Genomic DNA, 22679 nt, shown 5'->3' with positions numbered 1-22679 from the left:
GCCGGGCGAGGGCGCTCAGTGGCGGAGTCCGATAGCATGACCGAGGAGAGCGCGGGCTGGGTTGAGCCCGCGCCGGATGGTGCGGCGTTTCTTCGGGCGCGCGGACAGTGGACGATCGCGCGAAGCGGCGCGATCGAGCGCCATCTCGCGCGGATGGACGGGATGCCGCCCGGTGACATGAGTGTCGATCTCTCCGGCATCGCGCGGCTGGACACGGCGGGGGCGTGGCTGCTGTTCCGACTGATCGCGCGGTTGCGCGCCGAGGGTCGTCAGATCGAGGTGACGGGCGTGCGCGACGCGCATCGCCCCTTGATCGAGATTGTCGCTCGAATCCATGCCGACGGGCCGAAGGGGGGCCATACCGAAAGGGTGGGCCCGTTCGCCTGGCTCGAAGGGCTTGGTCGCGGGCTTTTCGATGCGCTCGATCACGGCAAGCAACTGTTGAATTTCCATGGCATGGTGACGATCGTCTTCCTGCGCACCTTGCTCGATCCGCGCCGGTTGCGTCCCAAGGCGTTGGTGACGCAGATCGAGATCACGGGCCTGAACGCCTTGCCGATCGTGGGGCTGCTCTCCTTCCTGATCGGGGTGGTGCTGGCCTATCTGATGTCGGATCAACTGACGCAGTTCGGGGCGGAGGTCTATACGGTCAATCTCCTCGGTCTCTCGATCACGCGGGAGATCGGGGTGCTGCTCACCGCGATCATGATCGCCGGGCGCTCCGGCTCCGCCTTCACCGCCCAGATCGGCACCATGAAAGTGACGGAGGAGATCGACGCCATGGGTACGCTCGGCCTCGACCCGATCGAGGTTCTGGTGATTCCGCGCGTGCTGGCGCTGATGCTGACCTTGCCGATCCTGACCATCTGGTCGGATGTCGCGGGCATCCTGGGCGGGGCGGTGATGACGATGGTGGCGCTCGATCTGACGCCGGCGCGTTTTCTCTCGCAATTGAAGGAGGCGATCGATCTGGGCGACGTCCTGGTCGGCCTCGTCAAGGCGCCGGTGCATGCCTATATCATCGCCATGGTCGGCTGCTACGAGGGACTGCGTGTCCGGCGCACGGCGGAAAGCGTGGGGCGGCAAACGACGCTCTCCGTCGTCGAGTCCATCTTTCTGGTGATCGTGGCGACGGCGGCCTTCGCCATTCTTTTCTCCGTCCTTGGGATCTAGGCGATGGCGGTTCACGACGCTCCGGCCGCCCCCATTCGCGCGGCGGACGGTGACGGGATGACCGATCCCGTCATCCGGATCGAGGGGCTGCGCACCCAATTCGGTGCCCAGGTCATTCATGACGACCTCGACCTGGACGTTTACCGCGGCGAGGTGTTGGGCGTCGTCGGCGGCTCCGGCAGCGGCAAGTCGGTGCTGCTGCGCGAGATTGTCGGCCTGCAGCGGCCCACCGCCGGGCGAATCGACTTGCTGGGCCAGGATGTCTGGGCCATCGGCGCGCGCGGGCGCCGCGCGCTGAATACGCGCGCGGGCGTGTTGTTCCAGGACGGCGCGCTGTTCTCCTCCCTGACGGTGGCGGAGAACATCCAGGTCGGCATGCGCGAGCATCTCGACCTCGCGCCCCGGCTGATGGATGAATTGGCGGCGCTTAAGATCGCTATGGTCGGTCTGCCGCCGGATGCGGGGGAGAAGCTGCCCTCCGAACTGTCGGGCGGCATGCGCAAGCGCGCCGGCCTGGCACGCGCCCTGGCTCTCGATCCGGAGATAGTGTTCCTGGACGAGCCGACGGCGGGACTGGACCCGATCGGCGCGGCGCGATTCGATGAATTGATCGCCTCGCTGCAGGGGTCGCTCGGCCTAACTGTCTTCATGGTGACGCATGATCTCGACAGTCTCGCCACGGTCTGCGATCGAATAGCGGCCTTGGTGGACAAACAAGTTCGCGTGGCTACCATGGCGGAACACATGAAGGATGATCATCCGTGGCTGAAGGAATATTTCCACGGGCCCCGGGCACGCGCGATCGGCGGCGCCGGCGCATGACCTCTCCTCGCATGGACGATCGGCGGCGCGGCCGCTCGGCGGGTCGCGCCGGGAAGCAAGGGTGAGGCGCGATGGAGACGCGGGCAAGCTATATCCTGGTCGGGGCGTTCGTGCTCGCATTCCTGGTGGCGGCACTGGCGGGCATCGTCTGGTTGGCGGGCGTCGATCTGGACGACGAACAGGTCGCCTACGATATTTTCTTCGAGGGGTCGGTTTCCGGTTTGAAACCGGGTAATCCGGTGCGCTATCGCGGCATTCCGGTTGGGATCGTCACCGACATGCGGATCAATCCCGACAATGTGGAGGAGGTGCGGGTCACGATCGAGGTGCCGGAGGATACGCCGATCAAGCAGGACGCGACCGCCAGCCTGGAGTTCCAGGGCATAACAGGCGTCGCCTATGTGCAGATCGCCGGCGGGTCGAACGATGCGCCCGCCCTGACCGCCGGGCCGGGTGAGCGTCATCCGACGATTCCCTCCGCCCCTTCCCAGATCCAGGAGGTGATCGACCGGGCGCCGGAACTCCTCAACCGTTTCATCGGGCTGGTCGATCAGGCGCGCGGGATCATGAATGATCGCAACCGCAGGAACCTGGAGGAGACGCTGGCCAATCTCGCGACCTTCACCGGCGCGCTTGCCGATTCGTCCGACGATATCCAAGCGACGCTGGCGGAGACCGCCGGCACCCTCGCCCAAATTCGCCGCACCACGGCGGAAGCCGAGACGCTGATCGCCAATTTCTCGAAGCGAAGCGACGGCATCGCCGACTCCCTGCAAAAGACCCTGGCCAACGCCGACCGCATGACCCGGGAGGCAGCCGATTTGATCGAGGCGGCCCGCCCGGTCGTGAATGAGACGGGGCGGACCATGGAGAGCGTCGGCCGCATCGCGCGGGATATCGAGCCGCATGCCGGTCCGATCGCCGACGAGACGGAACGCGCGGTGCGCGATGTCCGCGCCATAACGGCCGATCTCAAGGGTGCGGCCGACAATATCGCCACGGCGGCTGACCAGGCGGCCGCCTTGATCGCGGATGCGCGTGAGCCGGTGAACACCTTCACCAATACCGGCCTTTATGAATTCACCCAACTCGTGGTGGAGATGCGGGCGCTCGTCACCTCGCTCGCGCGGATATCCACGGAGATCGAACGCGATCCGGCACGCTTCCTCTTCGGTGACAAGACGCAAGGTTTCGAGGCGAAATGACAGAAACGACCGGCCCCCTCTCATCGCCTTCCCCGGCCCCGCGCCGGCCCGATCGGCGCCGGGCCGTCAAGCTCGTGGGGCTTGGCGCCCTATTCCCGCTGGCGGCGGCCTGCGCGGTGGAATTGCCGGGCAGCGGCGAGCCCCCCCGAATCTATGTACTGACGCCGAAGAATACCTTTCCCGACGACCTGCCCAACGCCGATTGGCAATTGCTGGTGGAAGCGCCCACGGCGCCGGCGGGTCTCGCGTCGAGCCGGATCGTGTTGCGCCGGAAGCTGGTCGAGATCAATTATTTCGCCCGTGCCGCCTGGACGGACAGCGCGCCGGCGATGCTCCAGACCCTGTTGATCGAAAGCTTCGAGAATAGCGGCCGGATCGTCTCCGTCGGCCGTCAGGTGATCGGCCTGCGCGCGGATTTCATCCTGAAGACCGATCTGCGCGAGTTCCAGGCGGAATACATGACGGAGGACGGAACCGCGCTGCCCGAGGGCACGCCGCCCTTCGTGCGGGTGCGGTTGAACGGTAAGCTGGTCCAGATGCCCCGGCGGGAGATTGTCGCTTCGGAGACCTGGGAATTCCGGATACAGGCGGCTTCGAGCGAGATGGAGGCGATCATCAACGCCTTCGACGAGGCCTATGGCAGCATCCTGAAGCGGATGGTCACCTGGACTCTCCGCCGCGGCGAGGAGATCATGACGGCCGGTGGCGCCGACGGTTGAGCCGAGAGTCCGGCGTCCGCGCGACGCCCTTCATCCCTCCGATGGAGCTTTCCCTGATGAGTCATGTCCTGCATCGCAATTCCAAGACCGTGCCCCCGACGGCGGCGCGCGGCGATGGCTGCTATATCGTCGACAGCGACGGCAAGCGCTATCTGGACGCGAGTGGCGGGGCGGCGGTCAGTTGCCTCGGCCATTCGCACCCGAAGGTCGTGCAGGCGATCAAGGATCAGGTCGACCGGATCGCCTTCGCGCATACCGGCTTCTTCACCAACGAGCCGCTGGAACGGTTGGCCGACCACTTGGCTGCCCGCGCGCCGGCGGGGATCGATTATGTCTATCCCGTATCCGGCGGGTCGGAGGCGGTGGAGGCCGCGCTGAAGCTCGCCCATCAATATTGGGTGGAGAAGGGCCGAACATCGAAGCGATGGTTCATCGCCCGGCGCCAGAGCTATCACGGCAACACGCTGGGCGCGCTCGCCGTTGGCGGCAATATGTGGCGGCGTGATCAATTCGCCTCGATCTTGATCGATTCGCAGCATATCGCCCCATGCTATCCCTATCGCGACAAGCGCGACGACGAGAGCCTGCATGCCTATGGTCAGCGCGCGGCGAATGAATTGGAAACCCGGATCGAGGAACTGGGCGCGGAGAACGTCATCGCCTTCGTCGCCGAGCCGGTGGTGGGGGCGACCGCCGGCGCGCTCGTCCCGCCGGATGGTTATTTCAAGCGCATCCGGGAGATTTGCGACCGGCACGGCATTTTGCTGATCCTCGACGAGGTGATGTGCGGCATGGGCCGGACGGGCACGCTCTTCGCCTGCGAGCAGGACGGTATCGCCCCCGATATCCTGGCGATCGCGAAGGGGCTGGGGGCCGGCTATCAACCGATCGGCGCGGCGCTCTGCTCCACGGAAATATATAAGGCGATTCGCGACGGTTCCGGCTTCTTCCAGCACGGCCATACCTATATCGGTCACCCCACGGCCTGCGCCGCCGCGCTCGCGGTCCAGCAGGTGATCGAGGAGGAGGATCTGCTCGCCAATGTCCGCTCCAAGGGCGAATTGTTGCGCGAACGTCTGGAGGCGCGCTTCGGGAACGACCCGCATGTCGGGGAGATCCGGGGCCGGGGGCTGTTTCTGGGCATCGAACTCGTCGCCGATCGGGGAACGAAGGAGCCGCTCGACCCGGCGCATCAGATCCACGCCCGGATCAAGCGCCAGGCCATGGCGCGGGGCCTGATGTGTTATCCGATGGGGGGCACGATCGACGGCCGGCGGGGTAATCATGTCCTGCTGGCGCCGCCCTTCATCATCGAGGACGCGCATGTCGAGGAGATTGTCGAGAAGCTGGGCGGCGCCGTCGACGCGGCCAAGGCCGAGGTTGGGCTATGAGTGGCGAGGTCGCCGCGTCCGGCGCCGACGGTGATCGGGATCCACTGATCATCGCGGTGGCGCCGAACGGCGCGCGAAGGACCAAGCGCGATCATCCCGCCCTGCCGATCACGCCGGCGGAATTGGCGGAGGAGGCGGCGCGCTGCCGGGCGGCGGGGGCGTCGATGATCCATCTGCATGTGCGCGACGCGGAAGACGGGCACAGCCTGGACCCCGGCCGCTATCGCGAGGCGACTGCGGCGATTCGCGCACGGGTCGGCGACGATATGGTGATCCAGGTGACGACGGAGGCGGCGGGCCGTTTCGCCCCGGCGGAGCAGATGGCCGCGATGCGTGATCTGCGGCCGGAGGCGATGTCGATCGCCATGCGCGAATTGCTGCCGGAGGGCGGAGATGTCGAGGCAGGCGCCGATTTCCTGGCGGAGATGCGCGCGGGCGGTACCTTGCTGCAATATATCCTTTATGACGCCGAGGATGCGCGGCGGTTCGCCTCGCTTCGGGCCTCGGGTCGCTTGCCGGGGGGGCGGGCCAGCGTGCTCTATGTCCTTGGGCGGTATCGTGCGGACAGTCGATCGGTTCCACGCGATCTGTTGTCTTTCCTGAATGCGGTGGCGGACGACCCGTCGGTCCTCTGGTCGGTTTGCGCCTTCGGGCCGTTGGAGGCCGGATGTTGCCTGACGGCGGCGGGCCTCGGGGGGCATGTTCGGGTCGGGTTCGAGAACAACCTGCTGCTGGCCGATGGCGGTCGTGCGCCCGATAATGCGGCACTCGTGACCCAGATCGCGGACGCGGCCCCCCTCATGGGGCGGCAGGTCGCGGGGGCGGCGCACGCGCGCGCGCTGATGGCGGCGTGACGTGACGGGTGGAGCGTAAGGATTCATTGTCGGGCCGGCGCGGTCCGTGAGGGGAGAATGACGGTGCGAGCTATATTTGGGGGGCGTCCGATCGTTGCGGGCGTCGCGTTCGGTGTCGCCGCCTTGGTGCTCTCGATATTGGGTGCGCCGGCACCATCTCTGGCGCAGGAGGGGGAGGAATCCAGCCTTTCCACGCCGAGCGCCGGCGTGACGGCGGCGCCGGTGATCGGTGGCGGCGTGCCCTTCGGCCTCTATTTTCCGTTGGCAGGCGCGATTTGCACCATGATCGACGCGGCCGAGCCGGCCGCCTCGGACGTGAATGACGATGGCGAGGAAGGCGCGGATTTACCCGTTGGCGCCGGTCAGTGCACCGTCGCGCCGATGGCGGACAGCGCCCGTGCGATCGAGGCTCTGCAGGCCGCGACCGTCGATCTCGCCCTGGTGCAGAGCGACTGGCTTGTTCACGCGGTGGAGGGGTCCAGCCGCTTCGGCGCGGCCGGCCCGGCGGAGGGGCTTCGCACCGTGGCGGCTCTTCATGGCGAGGGGCTCGTCCTTCTCGTGCGATCGGACGGCGAGATTCGCGCGCCGTCCGATTTGGCGGGTGCCCGGGTCAGCAGGGGGCCGGCGGATAGCTACCGCTCGCTTCTTACCTACGCGCTTTTGGAGGCGGTCGATCTCGATACGAGCGACCTCGCCCTGATCGGGGAGGAGGAGGTCCGCCCCGGCGTCGAGAAGCTCTGCCGGGGGGAAACCGACGCTGTGGCGGCGGTCACCGCCATGCCGGATAGTATCGCGGCGGCCGCGCCGCCCGGCTGCGACGTCGATTTCCTGACGATCCCCGAGGATATCGCCGAGCGCGCGAGTGATAATATGCCGGGGGTCGAGCCCCTGCCGCTGCCCCGGGAAGCCGCGGCAGGGGCCGACGTGAAGGAGCGCTTGACGAGTTTCGGTCTAACCGCGGTCTTGACGACGATGGTGGATGCCAACCCCACCACGATCGCGCGCGCGGTTCGTGCCTTGATCGCCGGGGCGCCGGCCCTGGCCGCACGGCATCCGGCCTTGGCTTCCATCGCGCCGGAACGTCTGTCAGGCGCGGATAGGTTCGGGCCGCTTCATCCCGCCGCCGCCTCGGTCTATGGCAAATAATCGTGTCGGTGCGGGTCGAGCGCCCTGCGGTTGACGGCATTGCGGCACCGGGGCATAGTTTTTACGTGGCTTTCTTTTAGGGACACGAAAAACCAACGGAAGCCATTGGATTCGTTTCAGAAAACAGGATCGCAGAGTGCGGTCCCGGACAATCTGACAGGTGAATCCGAAACAACGATAACACGTGTAAGGTTAACGCGTGTAAGAACGAAGAGCAGGGTTGGTCCGGCCTGCCGATCCACCAATGGTTGGCGGTCTGGAAATCAGGGGAATCGAGCACGACGGAACGAAAGCCGGCGGCGCGGGAACGATTGATCCCAAGCGGATAGGATCACGGGGTAATCGCTTGGCCCCGGTTCGCCGTCCGTGTCCTGGCGCCGTGCCGGACGATCGCCTCGCGAGTCTCGAAACCGCTTTCGACCAATCCGGCCGCGGGCCCACCGCGCTGTCCTCGGCACCATCATGGGGGGCATGCGATGCGGTGGAATGGAATAGGGCCGGGCTCCACCAGTTGGGCTCGCCCTGGAAACCGGCCGGGCGACCGGCCGGCAGACAAGCAAGGGAGTACAGGCATGTTGATTCGGAAACTGGGTGCCGCCGCGGCGGCCGTGGCGGGCATGGCGATGCTGTCCGCGCCGGCATCGGCGGAGACCTTCATCACCATTGGCACGGGCGGCCAGACGGGCGTCTATTATCAGGTCGGTGGCGCGGTCTGTAAGCTGGTGAACCGCGGCACGGCGGAGCACGACATCAAGTGCACGCACACCACCGGCGGCTCCGTGGACAACATCAACGGCATCCGCAACGGCGACCTCGATTTCGGTGTCGCGCAGTCGGACTGGCAGTATCATGCCTATAACGGCACCCGCGACGATGTCTTTCCGGACGGCGCGTTCGAGGAACTGCGCGCGGTTTTCTCCGTCCATCCGGAGCCGTTCACCGTCGTCGCCCGCGCCGACAGCGGCATCACGACCTTCGAGGATCTGAAGGGCAAGCGCGTCAATGTCGGCAATCCCGGCTCCGGCCAGCGCGCCACGATGGAAGTCGTGATGGACAAGATGGGTTGGACGATGGACGATTTCGCGCTCGCGTCCGAGCTGAAGTCGGCCGAGCAGTCCGCCGCGCTTTGCGACAACAAGATCGACGCGTTCGTCTTCGTCGTCGGCCATCCGGCCGGCTCGATCGAGGAGGCGGCGACCACCTGCGACGTCACCTTCGCGACCGTGAAGAACGACGCGATCGACGAACTCGTCGCGAACAATCCCTTCTATGCCTATGCCACGATCCCGGCGGGCATGTATCGCGGTCAGGACGAGGACGTGACCGTCTTCGGTGTCGGCGCGACCTTCGTATCCTCGACCAATACGTCGGACGACGTGGTCTATGAGGTCGTCAAGGCGGTCTTCGAGAACTTCGACCGGTTCCGCCGGCTGCACCCGGCCTTCGCGAACCTGCAGAAGGACAAGATGATCAAGGACAACCTGTCCGCGCCGCTGCATGAGGGCGCGAAGAAGTATTATCAGGAAGCGGGCCTGATGTAATTTCAGGGCACTGTCCGGAGCGGGCCGGCGTCTTCTCTCTTGGAGGGAGGCCGGCCCGGTTTCCGGACCTTCGGCCCCAGGTTCGGCTCCAGGCTTTGCCCTAGGTCTTGGCTGGCCCCGGCTTCCTTGGGGGAGCATTTTCGGGCTCTCCGGCCCCGGCCCGGCCGCGATGGTTTTCTTTCCATATAGGTCTCTCTTTCTTTTCGTCATTTTTTCCGGGTTGGCGGTACGGTGTCGGTGGAACGTCGGTGGGGAGGCGTCAGGGACATCGCGACCGATGGGCGGATCGGCGCCCGCGCGCACAGGGGATGGCAGCGATGAGTGATCAGACGCAGAACAGTGCCGACGGCAGCGGCGGGGATAAGCGCGACGATATCGACGATCTCGTCGCTTCCGTCGATACGGGCGGGCGCGCGCCGGACAACAGGATGATCGGACTGTTCCTGGCCGTCGTCGCCTTCGTCTGGTCCGCGTTTCAGCTATGGTACGCCTCGCCGGTTCCCTATGCGATCGGCATCGGCGTCTTCAACACGACCGAGGCGCGGGCCATCCATCTCGCCTTCGCGCTGTTCCTCGGCTATCTGTTCTATCCGGCGTTGAAGCGCAGCCCGCGCGACCGGATACCGGTTCAGGATTGGGTCCTCGCCATCGTCGCGGCGTCGACGGCGCTTTATCTCTATGTCTTCTACGAGGAACTCTCGAACCGTCCGAACAACTTGATCACCCAGGATGTGGTGATCGCCTGCATCGGCGCCGTGCTGTTGCTGGAGGCGACGCGCCGCGCGCTCGGCCCGCCGTTGATGATCGTGGCGATCGTCTTCCTGGGCTATACCTTCCTCGGTCCCTATGCGCCGGGAATCCTGGCCTGGAAGGGGACGAGCTTCCAGTCGGTCGCCTATCACCAATGGATCTCGACCGAGGGTGTGTTCGGCATCGCGCTCGGCGTGTCGACCGATATGGTGTTCCTGTTCGTTCTGTTCGGGGCGCTGCTGGAAGGGGCCGGGGCCGGAAACTACTTCATCAAGGTCGCCTTCGCGCTGATGGGGCACCTGCGCGGCGGGCCGGCCAAGGCGGCGGTGGTGGCGTCGGCCTCGACGGGGCTGATCTCGGGTTCCTCGATCGCCAATGTCGTGACCACCGGCACCTTCACCATTCCGATGATGAAACGCGTCGGCTTCACCTCCGAGAAGGCGGGCGCGGTGGAGGTGGCCTCCTCCGTCAACGGCCAACTCATGCCGCCCGTGATGGGGGCAGCCGCCTTCCTGATGGTCGAATATACCGACACGCCCTATGTGGAGGTGGTGAAGCACGCCTTCCTGCCGGCGGTCATCAGCTATATCGCGCTCGTCTACATCGTCCATCTGGAGGCGGTGAAGCAGAAGATGAAGGCGCTGCCCCGGTCGACCGATCCGAAGCCGGCGCGCTGGGCATTGCTCTCGCCGCTGCTTACGATCGGCGTGTTCGGCGGAATCGCGGGCGGGCTGTTCGCGATCTCAGAGCTTTGGCTCGCGCTGGACAGCAGCGCGGCGCGCCTTGCGGCGGTCGCGATCGCCTTCGCCGCTCAGGCCGGGGTTTATCTCGCCTTCCGGTCCGCCGCGCCGGAGGATGTCCGGAAGAATGCCATCTCGACCGGACTCGTCGTGTTGATCAATATGGTGATCGGGGCGTTTGGTCTTTTCTTCCTCCTCGACCTGATCCGGGCCGGCTTTGGCGACATGACGCCCTATGTCGTGGCGCTGTTGATCCTCGCGACCTATGTCGGGCTGGTCGCCTTCTGCGCGCGCTATCCCGACCTGGAAATGGACGACCCGAACAGTCCGGTGGTGAAGCTTCCGTTGCCGGGGCCGACGATCAAGTCGGGATTGCATTTCCTTCTGCCGGTCGTGCTGCTGATTTGGTGCCTGATGGTGGAACGGCTCTCGCCCAGCCTCTCGGCCTTTTGGGCAACCGCCTTCATGATCCTGATCCTGCTCACGCAGCGTTGGCTTTTCGCTCTTTTCCGGAAGGAGAGCCGCTCGGGGAGACTCCGCCTCGGAATATCCGAATTCGCGCAATCGATGATCGCGGGCGCGCGTAACATGATCGGTATCGGGATCGCCACCGCGACCGCCGGGATCATCGTGGGCGCGGTCTCGCAGACGGGGGTCGGGCTGGTTCTGGCGGAGCTGGTCGAAATCCTCTCGATGGGGAATATACTGCTGATCCTGCTGCTGACGGCGGTTCTCAGCCTGATCCTCGGCATGGGGTTGCCGACGACGGCGAACTATATCGTCGTTTCCTCGTTGCTGGCCCCCGTGATCGTGCAGTTGGGACAGCAGAACGGATTGATCGTGCCGTTGATCGCGGTCCATCTGTTCGTTTTCTATTTCGGCATCATGGCGGATGTGACGCCGCCGGTCGGTCTCGCCTCCTTCGCCGCGGCCGCCGTATCGGGCGGCGATCCGATCAGGACCGGCTTCGTCGCCTTCTTCTATTCGCTGCGCACGGCCTTGCTGCCGTTCCTGTTCATCTTCAACACCCAGCTTCTGTTGATGGAGGTCGGTTTCGCCGAGGCGGTGCTTGTCTTCATCGTGGCGACGGCGGCGATGTTGGTCTTCACGGCGGCGATGCAGGGGTTCTTCCTGACCCGCTCGCGCCTCTATGAGACGCTGGCCCTTCTGCTGGTCGCCTTCACTCTCTTCCGGCCGGGCTTCTGGATGGATTTGGTGGTCGCGCCTTATGATTGGCGGGAGCCCACGGCGCTTGTCGAATCCCTGGGCGAAGCCCCTGTCGGGGCGGAGATCCGCGCGCGCGTGGACGGCCTCAACGACTATGGGGAACCGATCACCTTCAGCGCCAACATTCCCGTGATGGAAGGGGCGACGGGCGAGGAACGCCTGGAGGCCTTCGGTCTGCTGCTGTTCGAGGATGGTGGCGAGATTATCGTCGATGGCACGGACTATAACTCACCCGCCGACGAGGCCGGTTTCGATTTCGATCAGGTCATCACGGAAATCGGCGTGCCGGCCGCGCAACCGCCGAAGGAGTTGATGTGGATCCCGGGCCTTCTGCTCCTGCTTGTCGTGGCCTGGGCCCAGCGCCGTCGCGGCGCGCGGGAGGCGGCGGAAAGCGGCGGCGGTCAGACGGCGTGATGAAATCGCGCCGCGCGCGACGGGCGCCATAGGGGAAGGAACAGCGGCCCATGTATAGCAATATTCTCCTCGCGATCGATTTGGGGCACGAGGATAGCTGGGCGAAGTCCCTGCCGACGGCGGTGGAATACGCGCAGAAATTCGGATCGAGCCTGCATCTGATCAGCGTCGTGCCGGATTTCGGCATGTCGATCGTCGGTGGGTATTTTCCGGAGGGCTATGAAAAGAGGGCGCTGGAGGCTGCGGGGGGAAAGCTCGCATCCTTCGTCTCGGATCATGTGCCCGAAGGTGTCGACGTGCACCCCCATATCGCGCACGGTCGCAGTTACGACGAAATCCTGTCCGCCGCGAAGAAGCTTGCCGCGGATCTGATCGTCATTGGCTCGCACCAGCCGGGGACGGAAACCTATTTTCTGGGGTCGACCGCCTCGCGCGTCGTGCGGTTCGCGACCTGCTCGGTTCTCGTCGTGCGGGACTGACCGGAAACTTCGGACGCGATATATCGGTAGGATCGGCCGCCGACCGCTTGGCCAGGCGGGGCGGGTCCGTGAATTCGGTTCAGTTCAATTCCTCGGGCGAGATCAGGAGATCCTCGCCTTCCGGTGCCTCGGGAACGGGCGGCGGCCCCGAAAGCACATCCTGTTCGCCGGCCCTGTCCTGGCTGGGGCTTTGCGTTTGGGGGGCTGTCTGCTCGTTATCGAGGACGTCGCGGCTGGTCTCGGGGGCCTGGTCCTGCGGTTGTGGCGCCAGCAGATCGGTCGATGGACGCTCTTGCGGTGCGGGCGTCTCCGGGGCGTTCCTCTCCGGCTGAAGCGTGGGGTCGGATGTGGGGCTCGGTTCTTCTTCCCTCATCCGGCCCTCGTCCAGGGTGGCCGACGGCGCGCTCTCGATCGTCGGCGCGCTTTGCAGGACGTCGCTCTCCGACGGGGCGGACGGCGCGGGCGTATCCTCCCGCGTTTCCGTTGGCTGCGTGGGGGGCATGCCCAAATCGGATGCGGGCGCCGATTCCACGGGCGGATCGCTCGGCTGTAAGGGCGAATTGGGATCCAACGGTGCTTCGGAATCGGGCGAGGCGCCGGCGTCGAGCGGTGCGCTCGAATCAAGAGCCGCATTCGGCTCAACCGGCTCCGCATCGGCGCCGGGATCGAGTGGGGCGCCGGGGTCGAGTGGGGCGCTGGGGTCGAGCGGCGCCCCGGGATCCAATGGCGCGTTTGGATCGAGCGACGCGCCCGGATCGAGGGGGGCGCTTGGGTCCAAATCCGCATTGGGATCGAGTTCCCCGGGCGCCCCTTCAGTATCCGGCCCGGCCCCGAGGGGCGATGCCGTCCCGGTGGGCTGCTCCGGCGCCTCGATCGTCTCAGGCACCGTGCCCCCGTTCAGAAGCGCGAGGAAGAAGCGATCGCTCTCCTTGGCCGCGCATCCCGAACAGACCGTCAGTTGCGCACCGCCATAGCCGTTGGTCGCCCCGGTTATCGTGCCGTCCGGCTCGATCACGGTGTAGCGGTAATTGCCGAGCGGCCCGGTGAAGGCCTGCCCCATCTTCTCGATCAGGGTGAGCGGTCCGGGCTCCAGGACCCCGTCCGGTCCGACCGTGAAGGAGGGCGCGGCCAGGATGGAGCCGACCTGCATGTCGCGGTCGAGGAAGAGGGTCATGTCGCGCCGCAGGGCCCGGTCGTTCGCATGAATTTGGACGTAACGGCCGTCCAGCAGTTCGGCCACGTAAGGGGCCTCGACGGGCATCGGAAAATCCGGATAGATCCGGGCGAGCGCATGACCGGACTGGCTGTAGGCCGCGTGCAGGCGGGGTGCCATGCAGTCATAGGCGGCCCGCGCCTCGGCCGGGGTCAGGCTGCGTTCGGCGACCGTGATCGGCTCCGACGAGGGGGGGGGCATCGGCGCCCGCGCGACTTTCTCGGCCGGGTCTTCCCCGATTGGCGGGGTGGGGGTCGACTGTTCCTCCGCGCCCATCTCGCCGAGGCGAACCGGCCCGCCGCTCGATGCCGGATCACGGTCCTCGCCCGGGTCCTTCCCATTCGCCTCCGCCTCTGCCGTCGCCGCGGCTTCCTCCTCGATCGGAAGGAGGATTTCCTCATCGAGCGCGGTGGTGGCCGGGTCCGTCGGATCCGGCAGGGGCGCGGTCACCGCGCCTTCGGCGATCTTGCGGCGAAGTTCCCGGCTTCGTTCCGCCGATTGCACCAAGCGCGAAACGACGCATTCCGGTCCGCGGCTGACGATACGCGGATCGTCGGAATCGCTCGCGCCACGGATATCGGGCGGGGCGGCTACCGTCTCGGTCCCATCGACCGTGGTCTCGGCCTCTGTCGAGAGGTTCTCGGTTGTCGGGGATGTTTCGGCGGGCGGTTCGGCGTTCGCCATGCCGCTTGCGGTATCTGAAGCGCGCGTGTCCATATGCTGACAAGCCGACAGCGCGGCCATCGCCGTGCCGGCCATCAACATCGCGAGCCAGATCCGTCCCCTCCCCATCGGTATCCTCGACCGCCGGTGCATCGCACTCTCGAGTTTCGCGCGCCAACATTTCGCGCAATTCTAAAATTGTTAGGGCGATTCGGGGGCGCGTTCCAAGTCCCTAATGAGGGAATTGATCGCCTTTACCTTTGGGCGCGGCGTGGCGCCCGCCCAATCCCGCGATGGCCAGCATCAGCCATCCGGCGATCAGGCAGAGTCCGCCAATCGGCGCGATTATGCCGAGGATGCCCGGACCACCGAACGCGAGGAGATAGAGCGCGCCCGGGAAAAGAATCGCGCCGAGCGTGAAGAGCACGCCGGCCGCGAGCGCGACCCGCCCCCGCGCGAGGCCAGGCGCGACGAAGCCGGAGACGAAGAGCGCGACCGCGTGCGGAAGTTGGTACTGCGCGCCGAGCGCGGCCCGGTGCGCGGCCTCCGGTCCGAAGGTTTCCGCCATTCCATGGGCGGCATAAGCCCCCATCGCGACGGCGACGGCCCCAAGAAGACCCGCCAGGGTTATGAGAAGGCGTGACGGTTCCATCATGACGCTTGTCTATCATGCGTCCCCGGCGGCGTCTTGCCCCAAGGGCACCGAGCATGCACGAAAAAGCCCGCGAAATTGTCGCGGGCTTCTATCCCTCCCTCTCTTTTGCGGGCAAGAGACGAGGGAGGTGTCGAAAACAAGACGTCAGGCGAATTGATCGACCAATTGACCAAGGGTTCGCGTGGTCTCCGACTGGTTGTTCTGATTGCCGTTGACCTCGGTCGTCGTGTCCTCTTGGCGGGCGACCTGATTGGTTTCGTTGGTCGCGCGCGCGCCCTCCGCGCTCAAATTGCCGGCGCCGGGTTCGACCGGCCGGTCGACGGGAGCGCCCGCGTCATTCGCCGCCAGCGCCTGTTGCGCGCCATCGCTCAGGCTGACGGTATCCTCCGCCAACTCCTGCTGACCGCCGGGAGACGTTTCCTGATCGGTATCGGCCGGGGCGGTGTCCGCCGCGGTGTCGTCGAGGGCGGGAACCTCCGTCCGGTCCTGAACGGGACGGGTCGCCTCTTCCTCGAACCGGCGGGACGCGGATGCATCGTCCGCCCGGATATCCTCCGCCGCGCTACGCGTCGGACTGTATCCGAAGGCGCCCGATCCGCCGCCAATGCCCGCGATGTCAGCCATCGTCGTTATCCTCCGTCCACGGGTAGAGCCCCGCGTCCGCTCCTCATGCTGCGGGATGCAGCCACAGTATCCCGTGGCTCTCGCGATCCCCGCATGGGAAATATAGGCGTGTCCCGGTGAAAATGCAAGAAATCCGCCCGGCCCGCCGGTCATGCCGTCGGGTTCATGCGGGGACGCTCAATCGCCCGCCTTCGGGTCGAGCGCGTCCTGCAACCCGTCGCCGAGGAAATTGAAGGCGATCACGGTCGCGAAGATCATCAGGCCGGGCCAGACCGCCAGATGCGGCTCGGACCAGACGAGATCCTGGGCGTTGGTCAGCATGTTGCCCCAACTGGCCGTCGGTGGCTGGATGCCGAGGCCGAGGAAGCTCAACACGCTTTCCAACAGGATGATGTTCCCGATGGAAAGCGTCGTCGCGACCACGACGACGGCAAGCGCGTTGGGCAGGATATGCCGTCGCATGATGCGGCCCGGCCGCGCGCCGAGCGCGCGCGCCGCCGTCACGTAATCCCGCGTCTTGAGGCTCAATGTCTCCGCGCGCACGAGGCGGGCGACGGTCGGCCAGCCGACGGCGGCGATGATGGCGATCAGCCGCGCGAGATCGGCCGTCTCGCTGCCCGCGCTCTCCGCCGTCAGGCCCAGTTTCGAGAGATCGACCGCCGCCAGCACGATCAACAGGGGCAGGATGGGCAGTGCGATCACCCCGTCGGTGACGCGCATCAGGATCGCGTCGACCCGCCCGCCGTGGAACCCGGCGAGCAATCCGATCATCGTGCCGATCGCGGCCGAGAAGACCGCCGCCGTCAATCCCACCGCGAGCGAGACCCGCCCGCCATGGAGCAGCCGGGTGAACAGATCGCGCCCCACCTCGTCCGTGCCGAGGAGGGAGGCGCCGCCCGGCGGCGCGAAACGGTTGAAGAGATCGACCGCGAAAGGATCGACCCCCAGACTGCGGGCGATCAGCGGCGCCGCCACGGCGCCGAATGTCATCAGCAGGAGAAAGATAAGACTGCCGACCGCCAGGCGGTGACGCAGGAAGCGGCGCACCACGCGCCGGTGCCGGCCCGGGCCGTATGAAGAGAGGCCGTGCCCGGTGGGGGAAGGGTGGTCGATTTGCATGTCCGTACTCATGCCGTGCTTCCGCCCCCGGTGCCGTCGCTGGCGGTCTGGAAGCTGATGCGGGGGTCGAGCCCGGCATAGAGCAGGTCGGCCAGGATATTGCCGGCGAGCGTGAAGCCCGTCGCCGTCAACAGCCCGACCAGCGCCAGATTATAGTCATTGCCCAGCGTCGCCTCGTAGATCGTGCGGCCCATGCCGGACCAGCTGAACATGGTCTCCGTGATCAGCGCGCCGGAGAACAGCGTGCCGAAACTGAGCGCCACCACCGTGATCAGCGGCAGCAGCGCGTGACGCAGCGCGTGTCCGATCAGGATGCGCGCGCGCGAAAGTCCCTTGGCCCGGGCGGTACGGATGTGATCGGCGCGCAACGCCTGTATCATCGCCCCGCGCATGAAGCGGGTGAAACCGCCGATCGAGGCCAGAGTCAGCGTCACGACGGGAAGGAACAGATGGCGCAGCCGCTCCAGCAGCCCGGCACCGGCCTCCCCCATGCCACCGGCGGGGATGGCCTGGAAGGGAACCGCGACCAGCAGGATCAGGATCAGCGCGAGCCAGAAGGGCGGCACGGAAATCCCGGCGAAGCAGATCATGTTGATCCCGTAATCGACCCTGGAATAGGGCCGCGCCGCCGCCCAGACACCCAGCGGTATGGCGATCATGACCGTGAGCGCGAGGCTCGTCCCCAGCAGAACCGTCGTCCAGCCGAGGCGCGGCAGCAGGATATCCCCCACCGGCTGTTGATAGAGCCGCGAATAGCCGAAATCGCCCTGCAGCGCCGCCCAGAGCCAGGTACCGTAGCGCTCCAGCAGGGGACGGTCGAGGCCGTAAAGCGCCTTGAGGCGCTGGGCGTCGGCGGCGGTGAAGTCCGGGTTGGCCGAGATCATCAGGTCGATCGGGTCGCCCGGCATCAGCCCGATCAGCCCATAGACCAGGAAGGACATGACGAGGAGTACCAGCAGGCATTCCAGCAGGCGGGTGGCCGTATAGCTCAACATGGCGCGCGCCCTTCAGGCCGGGAGGTGGCGGAGCGACCGCGCCGCGACGTCCCGACGCGCACCGCCGCCCTCACTCCGCGAGCCGCCATTCCTCGACCCACAGGGTGGAGGGGAACTGATGGCCGGTCGGGGTCAACCCCTCCAGGTTCTTCGGCAGAAGGTAGCTGTTGGCGCGGAAATAAAGCGGAATCGCCGGCAGGTCCGTGGCATAGAGGGTCTGAAGCTCCCGCCAGAGCCGGGCCTGCGTCTCCGGCGCGCACTCGGTCTCCAGCCCCTCCAGGATACGGTCCATCTCCGGATTGGCGTAGCCGGTATAGTTCTGGCCGATGAAGCTGTTTTCCTCGCTCGGAATTTGGTCGGAATGAAGCGTCGTGCGCGGGATCGATTCCGGCGCGGAAAGCCAGGCGAAGAGCGCCACCCCGTCGAAGCGCCGCTTGCTCACCGTCTGCTCGAAGAATACGCGGGGTGGTTCGTTTCGGATCGCGACATCCGCGCCGATGGCATCCCATTGCGCCTGCAATACCTGCTGGACCTGCTCGCGCGATTTATTGCCCGCGGTCGTCATCAGGGTGAAGGAAAGACGCTCGCCGTTTTTCGTCCGCACGCCGTCCGGGCCGATGGTCCAGCCGGCTTCCTCCAGTTTCGCGGCGGCCGCCTCCGGATCGTAGGCGTATTTCGGTAGATCCGCGTAGTACACGGAATCCAGCGGATTGACGTTGCTGTTCGCGACCGGCTGCTTGCCGCCGAACAGACGATCGCTGATCGCCTGCCGGTCGATCGCCTGGATCAGGGCTTGGCGCACCGGCCGTTCCTTCAACGCCGGGTGATCCTGGATGACGTCCAGATGCTCGTAGAACAGGCCCGGATTGTAGAGGATTTGGAAATCCTCCCCGAAGCTTTCCTCGAAGGCCAGCGCCTGATCGATCGCGATGCCGAGTTCGCCCGCGATCATGTCGATATCGCCGGAGCGCAAGTTTGCCGTCAGCGCCGCCGTGTTCTCGATCGTGCGCACGACGATCTCGTCGAAGTAAGGGGATTCGCCCCACCAATTCGGATTGCGTTCCAGCACGATCCGCTGGCCGGTGACGATGTCCTTCACCCGGTAGGGGCCGTACCACAGGGCGGGATTGGTCGGGTCCGTCTGGTAGGCCGTTCGTTGGCGGTAGTCGCCGGGCGCGCCGGATTCGAAGATCGGCCGTTCGATATGGGCGGGCAGGAGGTTCAGGTCGCTCAACCCCTGAAAGTCGCAGGTCCGCTTGTTGATGTGGAGCGTGAAGCGACGGTCGTCATGGACCTCGACCCGGTCGATGCGGCGATAGAGTTCATAGGCGTCGAAGCCCGTTTCCCGGTCATGGCCGACCCGCCAGGCGAAGGCGACGTCCGCCGTCGTGATCGGTGTGCCGTCGCCCCAGACCATGCCCGGCTTTAGGCTATAGGTGACCGCCATGCCGGGTGCGCCGTCCTCCGCCGTCTCGTCGGTGACGGTGCCGTCCTCATAGGTCGGCAGGCCGGTGCAGAGCAGGCAGGTCAGATTCCAATCCGGGTCGTAGGCCGTGATCGGCCGCCGCGCCAATCCGGCCACGTAACTCTTCGCCAGCATGGAATCGAAACTGGGATGGAGCGTCGAGGGGAATTGCGAGATGCCTATGACCAGCCGCTCCTTCGAGGCGGCGTCGGCCGGTGTCGGCAACCCGACGAGGGCGAGCATCAAGAGCGCTGCGAGCGAGGCGGGAAGCTTCATGGGCGGATCGTCTCCTTTTCCCCGACGATGGAGGCGAAGAAAGGGTAACACCCGCGCGCAAGGGGGCAAGCGCCGCGCGCGTCGGGCGCGGGCGGCGCGCCCGCTCAGCCCTCCTCGCCTCCATGCGCCCTGGACCAGCCCTTCGGGTCGTTCAGGAAGGCCTCGACCGCCAACATCGCGCCTTCGTCGAAATAGCCGGAGGCGCGCGCCGTGCCCAGCACATCCCACCAGGTGGCGAGCGCGTGGAGGGTGACGCCCTCCTTCGCGAGGTCCGAGACGCTTTCCGGAAAGATGCCGTAATGGAAAACGACGAAGCAGTGGGCGCATTCCGCGCCCGCGTCCCGGATGCCCTGGACGAAGGAGAGCTTCGAGCCGCCGTCGGTCGCCAGATCCTCCACCAGCAGCGCCCGCTGTCCCTCGCGCAGATCCCCCTCGATCCGCGCGTCGCGGCCGAACCCCTTCGGCTTCTTGCGGACATAGGCCATCGGCAGCATCAACCGTTCGGCGAGCCACGCGGCATAGGGGATGCCCGCGGTCTCGCCACCGGCGACGACGTCGAGGCTCTCGAACCCGACCGCTTCCTCGATCCGGGCGGCGGCCATATCCATCAGGCGGCGGCGCGCGCGGGGGAAGGCGATCAACCGCCGGCAATCGATATAGACCGGGCTCTTGCGGCCGCTGGTCAGCGTGAAGGGATCCTCCGGGCGGAATAGCACGGAGCGGGTTTCGATCAGGATGCCGGCCGCGATTTGGGCCGTGCTGGGGGGCGTGCTTGAGGTGGTCTGGTTCTCTGTCATGGCTGGAAAGGGTCCGGTTTCAGTCCTCGGGATCGGTCTTCGCCGCCGGCAGGCGGAACAGGCGGCCGGCCATCAACGCCTGTGCCGTCTTGGCGAAGACGATTAGCGTGACCAGCGTGGTCAGGGCCAATGCCGCGATGGCGATCGCGTCCGCCGCCCAATGCGCGTGACGGTCGCCGTGAAGCGTTGCCGCGACCGTGAAGGCGGCGAGCGGAAAGGGATAGGACCAGGCGGTCAACCCGAAGGGCAGGCGCAGGAAGGCGGGTGCCTGGACCAGCAGCAGCACCGCCACGAATAGCGCGAGACCGTAGAGCATCGTCCCGAAGCCCCCGATCGCGCCCAGTACCGCGCCGTTCGTCAGGACCTGATAGGCGACCGCGGCGAGCGCCGGCGGGGCCAGCAATATCGCCATGGTGGGACGCAGGCCATGCGCCAGCGGCGCCTCGAACATCAGGCGATAGAACAGGATGCCCTGCAACATCAGCCAGAGCACGAGGCCGACCGCGAAGATCATCCAGCCGATCTGCTCATATCCCGGCGGCACGGCGATCGCGGCCAGGAGGTTCCCGGCGATGGGCAGGAACCAGACCGGCGTGGCGTCGCGCATGTGGAACTCATGGCGCATCCAGCCGACGGTCAGCGCCATGGTGATGGCCAACGTGACCGGCGCGCCGAGGGCCCACAATATCTCGGCCACCTCAGGCCCATGCGGCCGGGCGGCGGCCGCCATCAGCAGCAACCCCATGCCGGCGGCCGCGAAATAGCTGCCCCGGATGGGGTCGATGAAATCCGCGATCACCGCGTCGGGGTGGCGCAGGGCCTTAAGGCCGTAGAGCGCCAAAACGGCGATGTAGAAGCCGGCGGCGAAACCGAGGAACAACTCCCCGACGGCGGGGGTGAAGGAGAAGCTTTCCGCCGCTTCCCGCCAGGCGATGCCGAGCCCGCCGATCCCCAGCACGCTGAGGAAGATATGCACCGGGAAATGCCGGGTGGACGGGGCGCCGGGCGCGGGCAGCTTCTTGCTCCGCGTGGTGTCGCCATTCTTCGGCTCGCCGATCGTTTCGCCGGTCGTCGCGGCAGGAGATTTCTTCTCGGCTTTCCGGGGGGAGGCTTTTCTCGGCGAGGATTTCTTGGCGGTCTTCGAGGAGGGCTTTTTGGAGGCGGCTTTCTTGCCCCCGCTCTTTTTTCCCGATGCGGTCCGGCCCGATGTGGTCCGGGTGGGAGTCTTCTTCGCCGGGGCGGCACGGACGGGCGCCCCGCGGGCTGCGTCCTCCCCGGGCGCGGCGTCGGTCTGCGCGTCTGTCGGCCGGTCGTCGCCCACTGGCGCGATCCCCTCGTTCAATTCATCGTGTGAAGCGGCGCATAGCTGCCATCGTCCCGCCGCTCGCCGAGGAGGTCATCGATCATCGGGTGATCGATCGGGGAATCGTCCGGGTCGCGCTCCAAATGCCGTTCCGCGACATAGGTCATCGCCTCCTCGGCATCGACCAGGACATGGTACCATGGACGGTCCTTGGGCGGGTGGCTGCGGGCCATCTCCGCGTACCACTCCTCCGTGCCCTGGAAGACCGGATCCACATCGACGATCACGCCACGATACTCGAAGCGGCGGTGGCGCACGATCTCGCCGGGGATATATTTGGCACTATGCAACATCGCAGGCCCGTATTCGTTCGGTCCGAGGGTGAGGATGAAATCCCGCGAGCGACGGGTCCCGAGGAAGAATGACCAAGGGCGCCCCGGGTGCGTCGGATGCGGCCCAAACCGGGCCATCATCATCGCTCCCCCCACTCATAGCGTCCGACGCCGGTTAATGCAAAAGCTGGCTGCATCGCTCGCGCGTGCCGCCAGGGCCCTCCATGGGGCTGGGAGGCCCCGGTGTCCGATACGAATTCCCTTGCCGTGCATCCCGGGACCGCCCTAGCGTTCCAAGCGGGACAGGGCCATTTCGAGGGGATGCCGGTCATGGCAAGCGGTCTTTCCAATCATTTTCTAAGGGCGTCGGTCATATATGCGATATTCGGCATGGGATTGGGCATTCACATGGCGGCCAGTCATGATCATTCACAGATGCCGACCCATGCGCATCTGATGCTGTTCGGCTGGGTCGGGATGACGCTCTACGCCGCTATCTACCGGCTTTGGCCGGCGATGGGGGCGGGGCCATTGGCGCGGATTCACGCGGCCGTCGCCCATCTTGCGCTGATCGGGCTGACGGCCGGACTTTACTTCATCTATGGCGGCAATATTCCGGTGGGAGAGCCTCTCGCGACCGTCGCCTCGTTGGCACTGCTGGCCAATATGGGGCTTTTCGCCTGGATCGTCTTTCGGGGGACGGGGCGGGCGGCGGCCGTGTCGTGAAGGCCGGTCTTTGCCGCGGCGGAACACATTCCATGCCGCGGTAGGGACTG

Annotated in this window: 20 protein-coding genes; 11 read left to right on the top strand and 9 right to left on the bottom strand. The window is 66.2% G+C overall.

The genetic code is table 11. The features are described from left to right. The first annotated feature begins 36 nt into the window (after positions 1–36). The 10 genes from KAJ83_RS11230 to KAJ83_RS11185 all read left to right on the top strand — a co-directional run bounded on the left by KAJ83_RS11230 (position 37) and on the right by KAJ83_RS11185 (position 12461). Complete coding sequence (locus KAJ83_RS11230; protein ID WP_210682157.1) at positions 37–1173, top strand: ABC transporter permease; 1137 nt, start codon at positions 37–39, stop codon at positions 1171–1173. A gap of 3 nt (positions 1174–1176) precedes the next feature. Continuing rightward, a complete protein-coding gene (locus KAJ83_RS11225; RefSeq protein WP_425515466.1) occupies positions 1177–1995 on the top strand; it encodes an ABC transporter ATP-binding protein in 819 nt (272 codons plus the stop codon). Between the two features lie 71 nt (positions 1996–2066). Beyond that, positions 2067–3200: an MlaD family protein gene (locus tag KAJ83_RS11220; RefSeq protein ID WP_210682156.1), complete on the top strand. Its 1134-nt coding sequence runs from the start codon at positions 2067–2069 to the stop codon at positions 3198–3200. After that, positions 3197–3919: an ABC-type transport auxiliary lipoprotein family protein gene (locus tag KAJ83_RS11215; RefSeq protein ID WP_210682155.1), complete on the top strand. Its 723-nt coding sequence runs from the start codon at positions 3197–3199 to the stop codon at positions 3917–3919. The genes KAJ83_RS11220 and KAJ83_RS11215 overlap by 4 nt, the downstream gene beginning before the upstream one ends. 56 nt (positions 3920–3975) lie before the next feature. Continuing rightward, positions 3976–5310, top strand: a complete 1335-nt coding sequence (locus tag KAJ83_RS11210) for an aspartate aminotransferase family protein (RefSeq protein ID WP_210682154.1) — start codon at positions 3976–3978, stop codon at positions 5308–5310. After that, positions 5307–6164 (top strand): beta-keto acid cleavage family enzyme, encoded by an 858-nt coding sequence (locus tag KAJ83_RS11205; protein ID WP_210682153.1) that lies wholly within the window; start codon positions 5307–5309, stop codon positions 6162–6164. The genes KAJ83_RS11210 and KAJ83_RS11205 overlap by 4 nt, the downstream gene beginning before the upstream one ends. 57 nt (positions 6165–6221) lie before the next feature. Next, positions 6222–7310 carry a TAXI family TRAP transporter solute-binding subunit gene (locus tag KAJ83_RS11200; protein WP_210682152.1) on the top strand — a complete coding sequence of 363 codons (1089 nt, stop codon included), beginning with the start codon at positions 6222–6224 and terminating at the stop codon, positions 7308–7310. Between the two features lie 572 nt (positions 7311–7882). Further along, complete coding sequence (locus tag KAJ83_RS11195; protein ID WP_246484442.1) at positions 7883–8851, top strand: TAXI family TRAP transporter solute-binding subunit; 969 nt, start codon at positions 7883–7885, stop codon at positions 8849–8851. A 317-nt stretch (positions 8852–9168) separates the two neighbouring features. Beyond that, positions 9169–11982, top strand: coding sequence for a TRAP transporter permease (locus tag KAJ83_RS11190; RefSeq protein WP_210682151.1), 2814 nt, complete (start codon positions 9169–9171; stop codon positions 11980–11982). Positions 11983–12032: 50 nt separating this feature from the next. Then, a complete protein-coding gene (locus KAJ83_RS11185; RefSeq protein WP_210682150.1) occupies positions 12033–12461 on the top strand; it encodes a universal stress protein in 429 nt (142 codons plus the stop codon). A gap of 79 nt (positions 12462–12540) precedes the next feature. On the opposite strand, the gene KAJ83_RS11180 is transcribed toward KAJ83_RS11185, so the two are convergent. The 9 genes from KAJ83_RS11180 to hspQ all read right to left on the bottom strand — a co-directional run bounded on the left by KAJ83_RS11180 (position 12541) and on the right by hspQ (position 21924). Further along, positions 12541–14439 (bottom strand): hypothetical protein, encoded by a 1899-nt coding sequence (locus KAJ83_RS11180; protein WP_210682149.1) that lies wholly within the window; start codon positions 14437–14439, stop codon positions 12541–12543. A 130-nt stretch (positions 14440–14569) separates the two neighbouring features. Next, entirely contained in the window at positions 14570–14992 is a 423-nt protein-coding gene (locus tag KAJ83_RS11175; protein WP_210682148.1) for a DUF423 domain-containing protein, read from the bottom strand. Between the two features lie 144 nt (positions 14993–15136). Further along, the gene (locus KAJ83_RS11170; protein WP_210682147.1) at positions 15137–15616 is read right to left on the bottom strand and encodes a hypothetical protein; all 480 of its coding nucleotides are present in this window, start codon (positions 15614–15616) and stop codon (positions 15137–15139) included. A gap of 177 nt (positions 15617–15793) precedes the next feature. After that, entirely contained in the window at positions 15794–16747 is a 954-nt protein-coding gene (locus KAJ83_RS11165; RefSeq protein WP_246484441.1) for an ABC transporter permease, read from the bottom strand. Further along, positions 16744–17730, bottom strand: a complete 987-nt coding sequence (locus KAJ83_RS11160) for an ABC transporter permease (RefSeq protein ID WP_210682146.1) — start codon at positions 17728–17730, stop codon at positions 16744–16746. The genes KAJ83_RS11165 and KAJ83_RS11160 overlap by 4 nt, the downstream gene beginning before the upstream one ends. 70 nt (positions 17731–17800) lie before the next feature. Then, positions 17801–19471, bottom strand: a complete 1671-nt coding sequence (locus tag KAJ83_RS11155) for a peptide ABC transporter substrate-binding protein (RefSeq protein ID WP_210682145.1) — start codon at positions 19469–19471, stop codon at positions 17801–17803. A gap of 104 nt (positions 19472–19575) precedes the next feature. Continuing rightward, positions 19576–20268 (bottom strand): orotate phosphoribosyltransferase, encoded by a 693-nt coding sequence (locus KAJ83_RS11150; protein WP_210682144.1) that lies wholly within the window; start codon positions 20266–20268, stop codon positions 19576–19578. Positions 20269–20287: 19 nt separating this feature from the next. Beyond that, entirely contained in the window at positions 20288–21244 is a 957-nt protein-coding gene (locus KAJ83_RS11145; protein WP_210682143.1) for an SLAC1 family transporter, read from the bottom strand. 362 nt (positions 21245–21606) lie between these two features. Further along, positions 21607–21924: a heat shock protein HspQ gene (hspQ, locus tag KAJ83_RS11140; protein WP_210682142.1), complete on the bottom strand. Its 318-nt coding sequence runs from the start codon at positions 21922–21924 to the stop codon at positions 21607–21609. Positions 21925–22311: 387 nt separating this feature from the next. On the opposite strand from hspQ, the gene KAJ83_RS11135 reads away from it, so the two are divergent. Next, positions 22312–22629 (top strand): hypothetical protein, encoded by a 318-nt coding sequence (locus KAJ83_RS11135; RefSeq protein ID WP_210682141.1) that lies wholly within the window; start codon positions 22312–22314, stop codon positions 22627–22629. The last annotated feature ends 50 nt before the right edge of the window (positions 22630–22679 follow it).

The sequence above is a fragment of the Marivibrio halodurans genome (genome assembly GCF_017963645.1).
GTDB classification, from domain to species: domain Bacteria; phylum Pseudomonadota; class Alphaproteobacteria; order UBA8366; family Aestuariispiraceae; genus Marivibrio; species Marivibrio halodurans.
This window is presented reverse-complemented; position numbering and strand designations above follow the sequence as displayed.

Bases quoted from the DNA above. Each gene is read 5' to 3' on its own strand.
- KAJ83_RS11205 (WP_210682153.1), top strand. From the start codon at position 5,307: ATGAGTGGCGAGGTCGCCGCGTCCGGCGCCGACGGTGATCGGGATCCA.
- KAJ83_RS11185 (WP_210682150.1), top strand. From the start codon at position 12,033: ATGTATAGCAATATTCTCCTCGCGATCGATTTGGGGCACGAGGATAGC.
- KAJ83_RS11220 (WP_210682156.1), top strand. From the start codon at position 2,067: ATGGAGACGCGGGCAAGCTATATCCTGGTCGGGGCGTTCGTGCTCGCA.
- KAJ83_RS11180 (WP_210682149.1), bottom strand. From the start codon at position 14,439: ATGTTGATGGCCGGCACGGCGATGGCCGCGCTGTCGGCTTGTCAGCAT.
- KAJ83_RS11170 (WP_210682147.1), bottom strand. From the start codon at position 15,616: ATGGCTGACATCGCGGGCATTGGCGGCGGATCGGGCGCCTTCGGATAC.
- KAJ83_RS11225 (WP_425515466.1), top strand. From the start codon at position 1,177: ATGGCGGTTCACGACGCTCCGGCCGCCCCCATTCGCGCGGCGGACGGT.
- KAJ83_RS11200 (WP_210682152.1), top strand. From the start codon at position 6,222: ATGACGGTGCGAGCTATATTTGGGGGGCGTCCGATCGTTGCGGGCGTC.
- KAJ83_RS11135 (WP_210682141.1), top strand. From the start codon at position 22,312: ATGGCGGCCAGTCATGATCATTCACAGATGCCGACCCATGCGCATCTG.
- KAJ83_RS11165 (WP_246484441.1), bottom strand. From the start codon at position 16,747: ATGAGTACGGACATGCAAATCGACCACCCTTCCCCCACCGGGCACGGC.
- KAJ83_RS11215 (WP_210682155.1), top strand. From the start codon at position 3,197: ATGACAGAAACGACCGGCCCCCTCTCATCGCCTTCCCCGGCCCCGCGC.
- KAJ83_RS11160 (WP_210682146.1), bottom strand. From the start codon at position 17,730: ATGTTGAGCTATACGGCCACCCGCCTGCTGGAATGCCTGCTGGTACTC.
- KAJ83_RS11150 (WP_210682144.1), bottom strand. From the start codon at position 20,268: ATGACAGAGAACCAGACCACCTCAAGCACGCCCCCCAGCACGGCCCAA.
- KAJ83_RS11195 (WP_246484442.1), top strand. From the start codon at position 7,883: ATGTTGATTCGGAAACTGGGTGCCGCCGCGGCGGCCGTGGCGGGCATG.
- KAJ83_RS11175 (WP_210682148.1), bottom strand. From the start codon at position 14,992: ATGATGGAACCGTCACGCCTTCTCATAACCCTGGCGGGTCTTCTTGGG.
- KAJ83_RS11230 (WP_210682157.1), top strand. From the start codon at position 37: ATGACCGAGGAGAGCGCGGGCTGGGTTGAGCCCGCGCCGGATGGTGCG.
- KAJ83_RS11210 (WP_210682154.1), top strand. From the start codon at position 3,976: ATGAGTCATGTCCTGCATCGCAATTCCAAGACCGTGCCCCCGACGGCG.
- KAJ83_RS11155 (WP_210682145.1), bottom strand. From the start codon at position 19,471: ATGAAGCTTCCCGCCTCGCTCGCAGCGCTCTTGATGCTCGCCCTCGTC.
- hspQ (WP_210682142.1), bottom strand. From the start codon at position 21,924: ATGTTGCATAGTGCCAAATATATCCCCGGCGAGATCGTGCGCCACCGC.
- KAJ83_RS11190 (WP_210682151.1), top strand. From the start codon at position 9,169: ATGAGTGATCAGACGCAGAACAGTGCCGACGGCAGCGGCGGGGATAAG.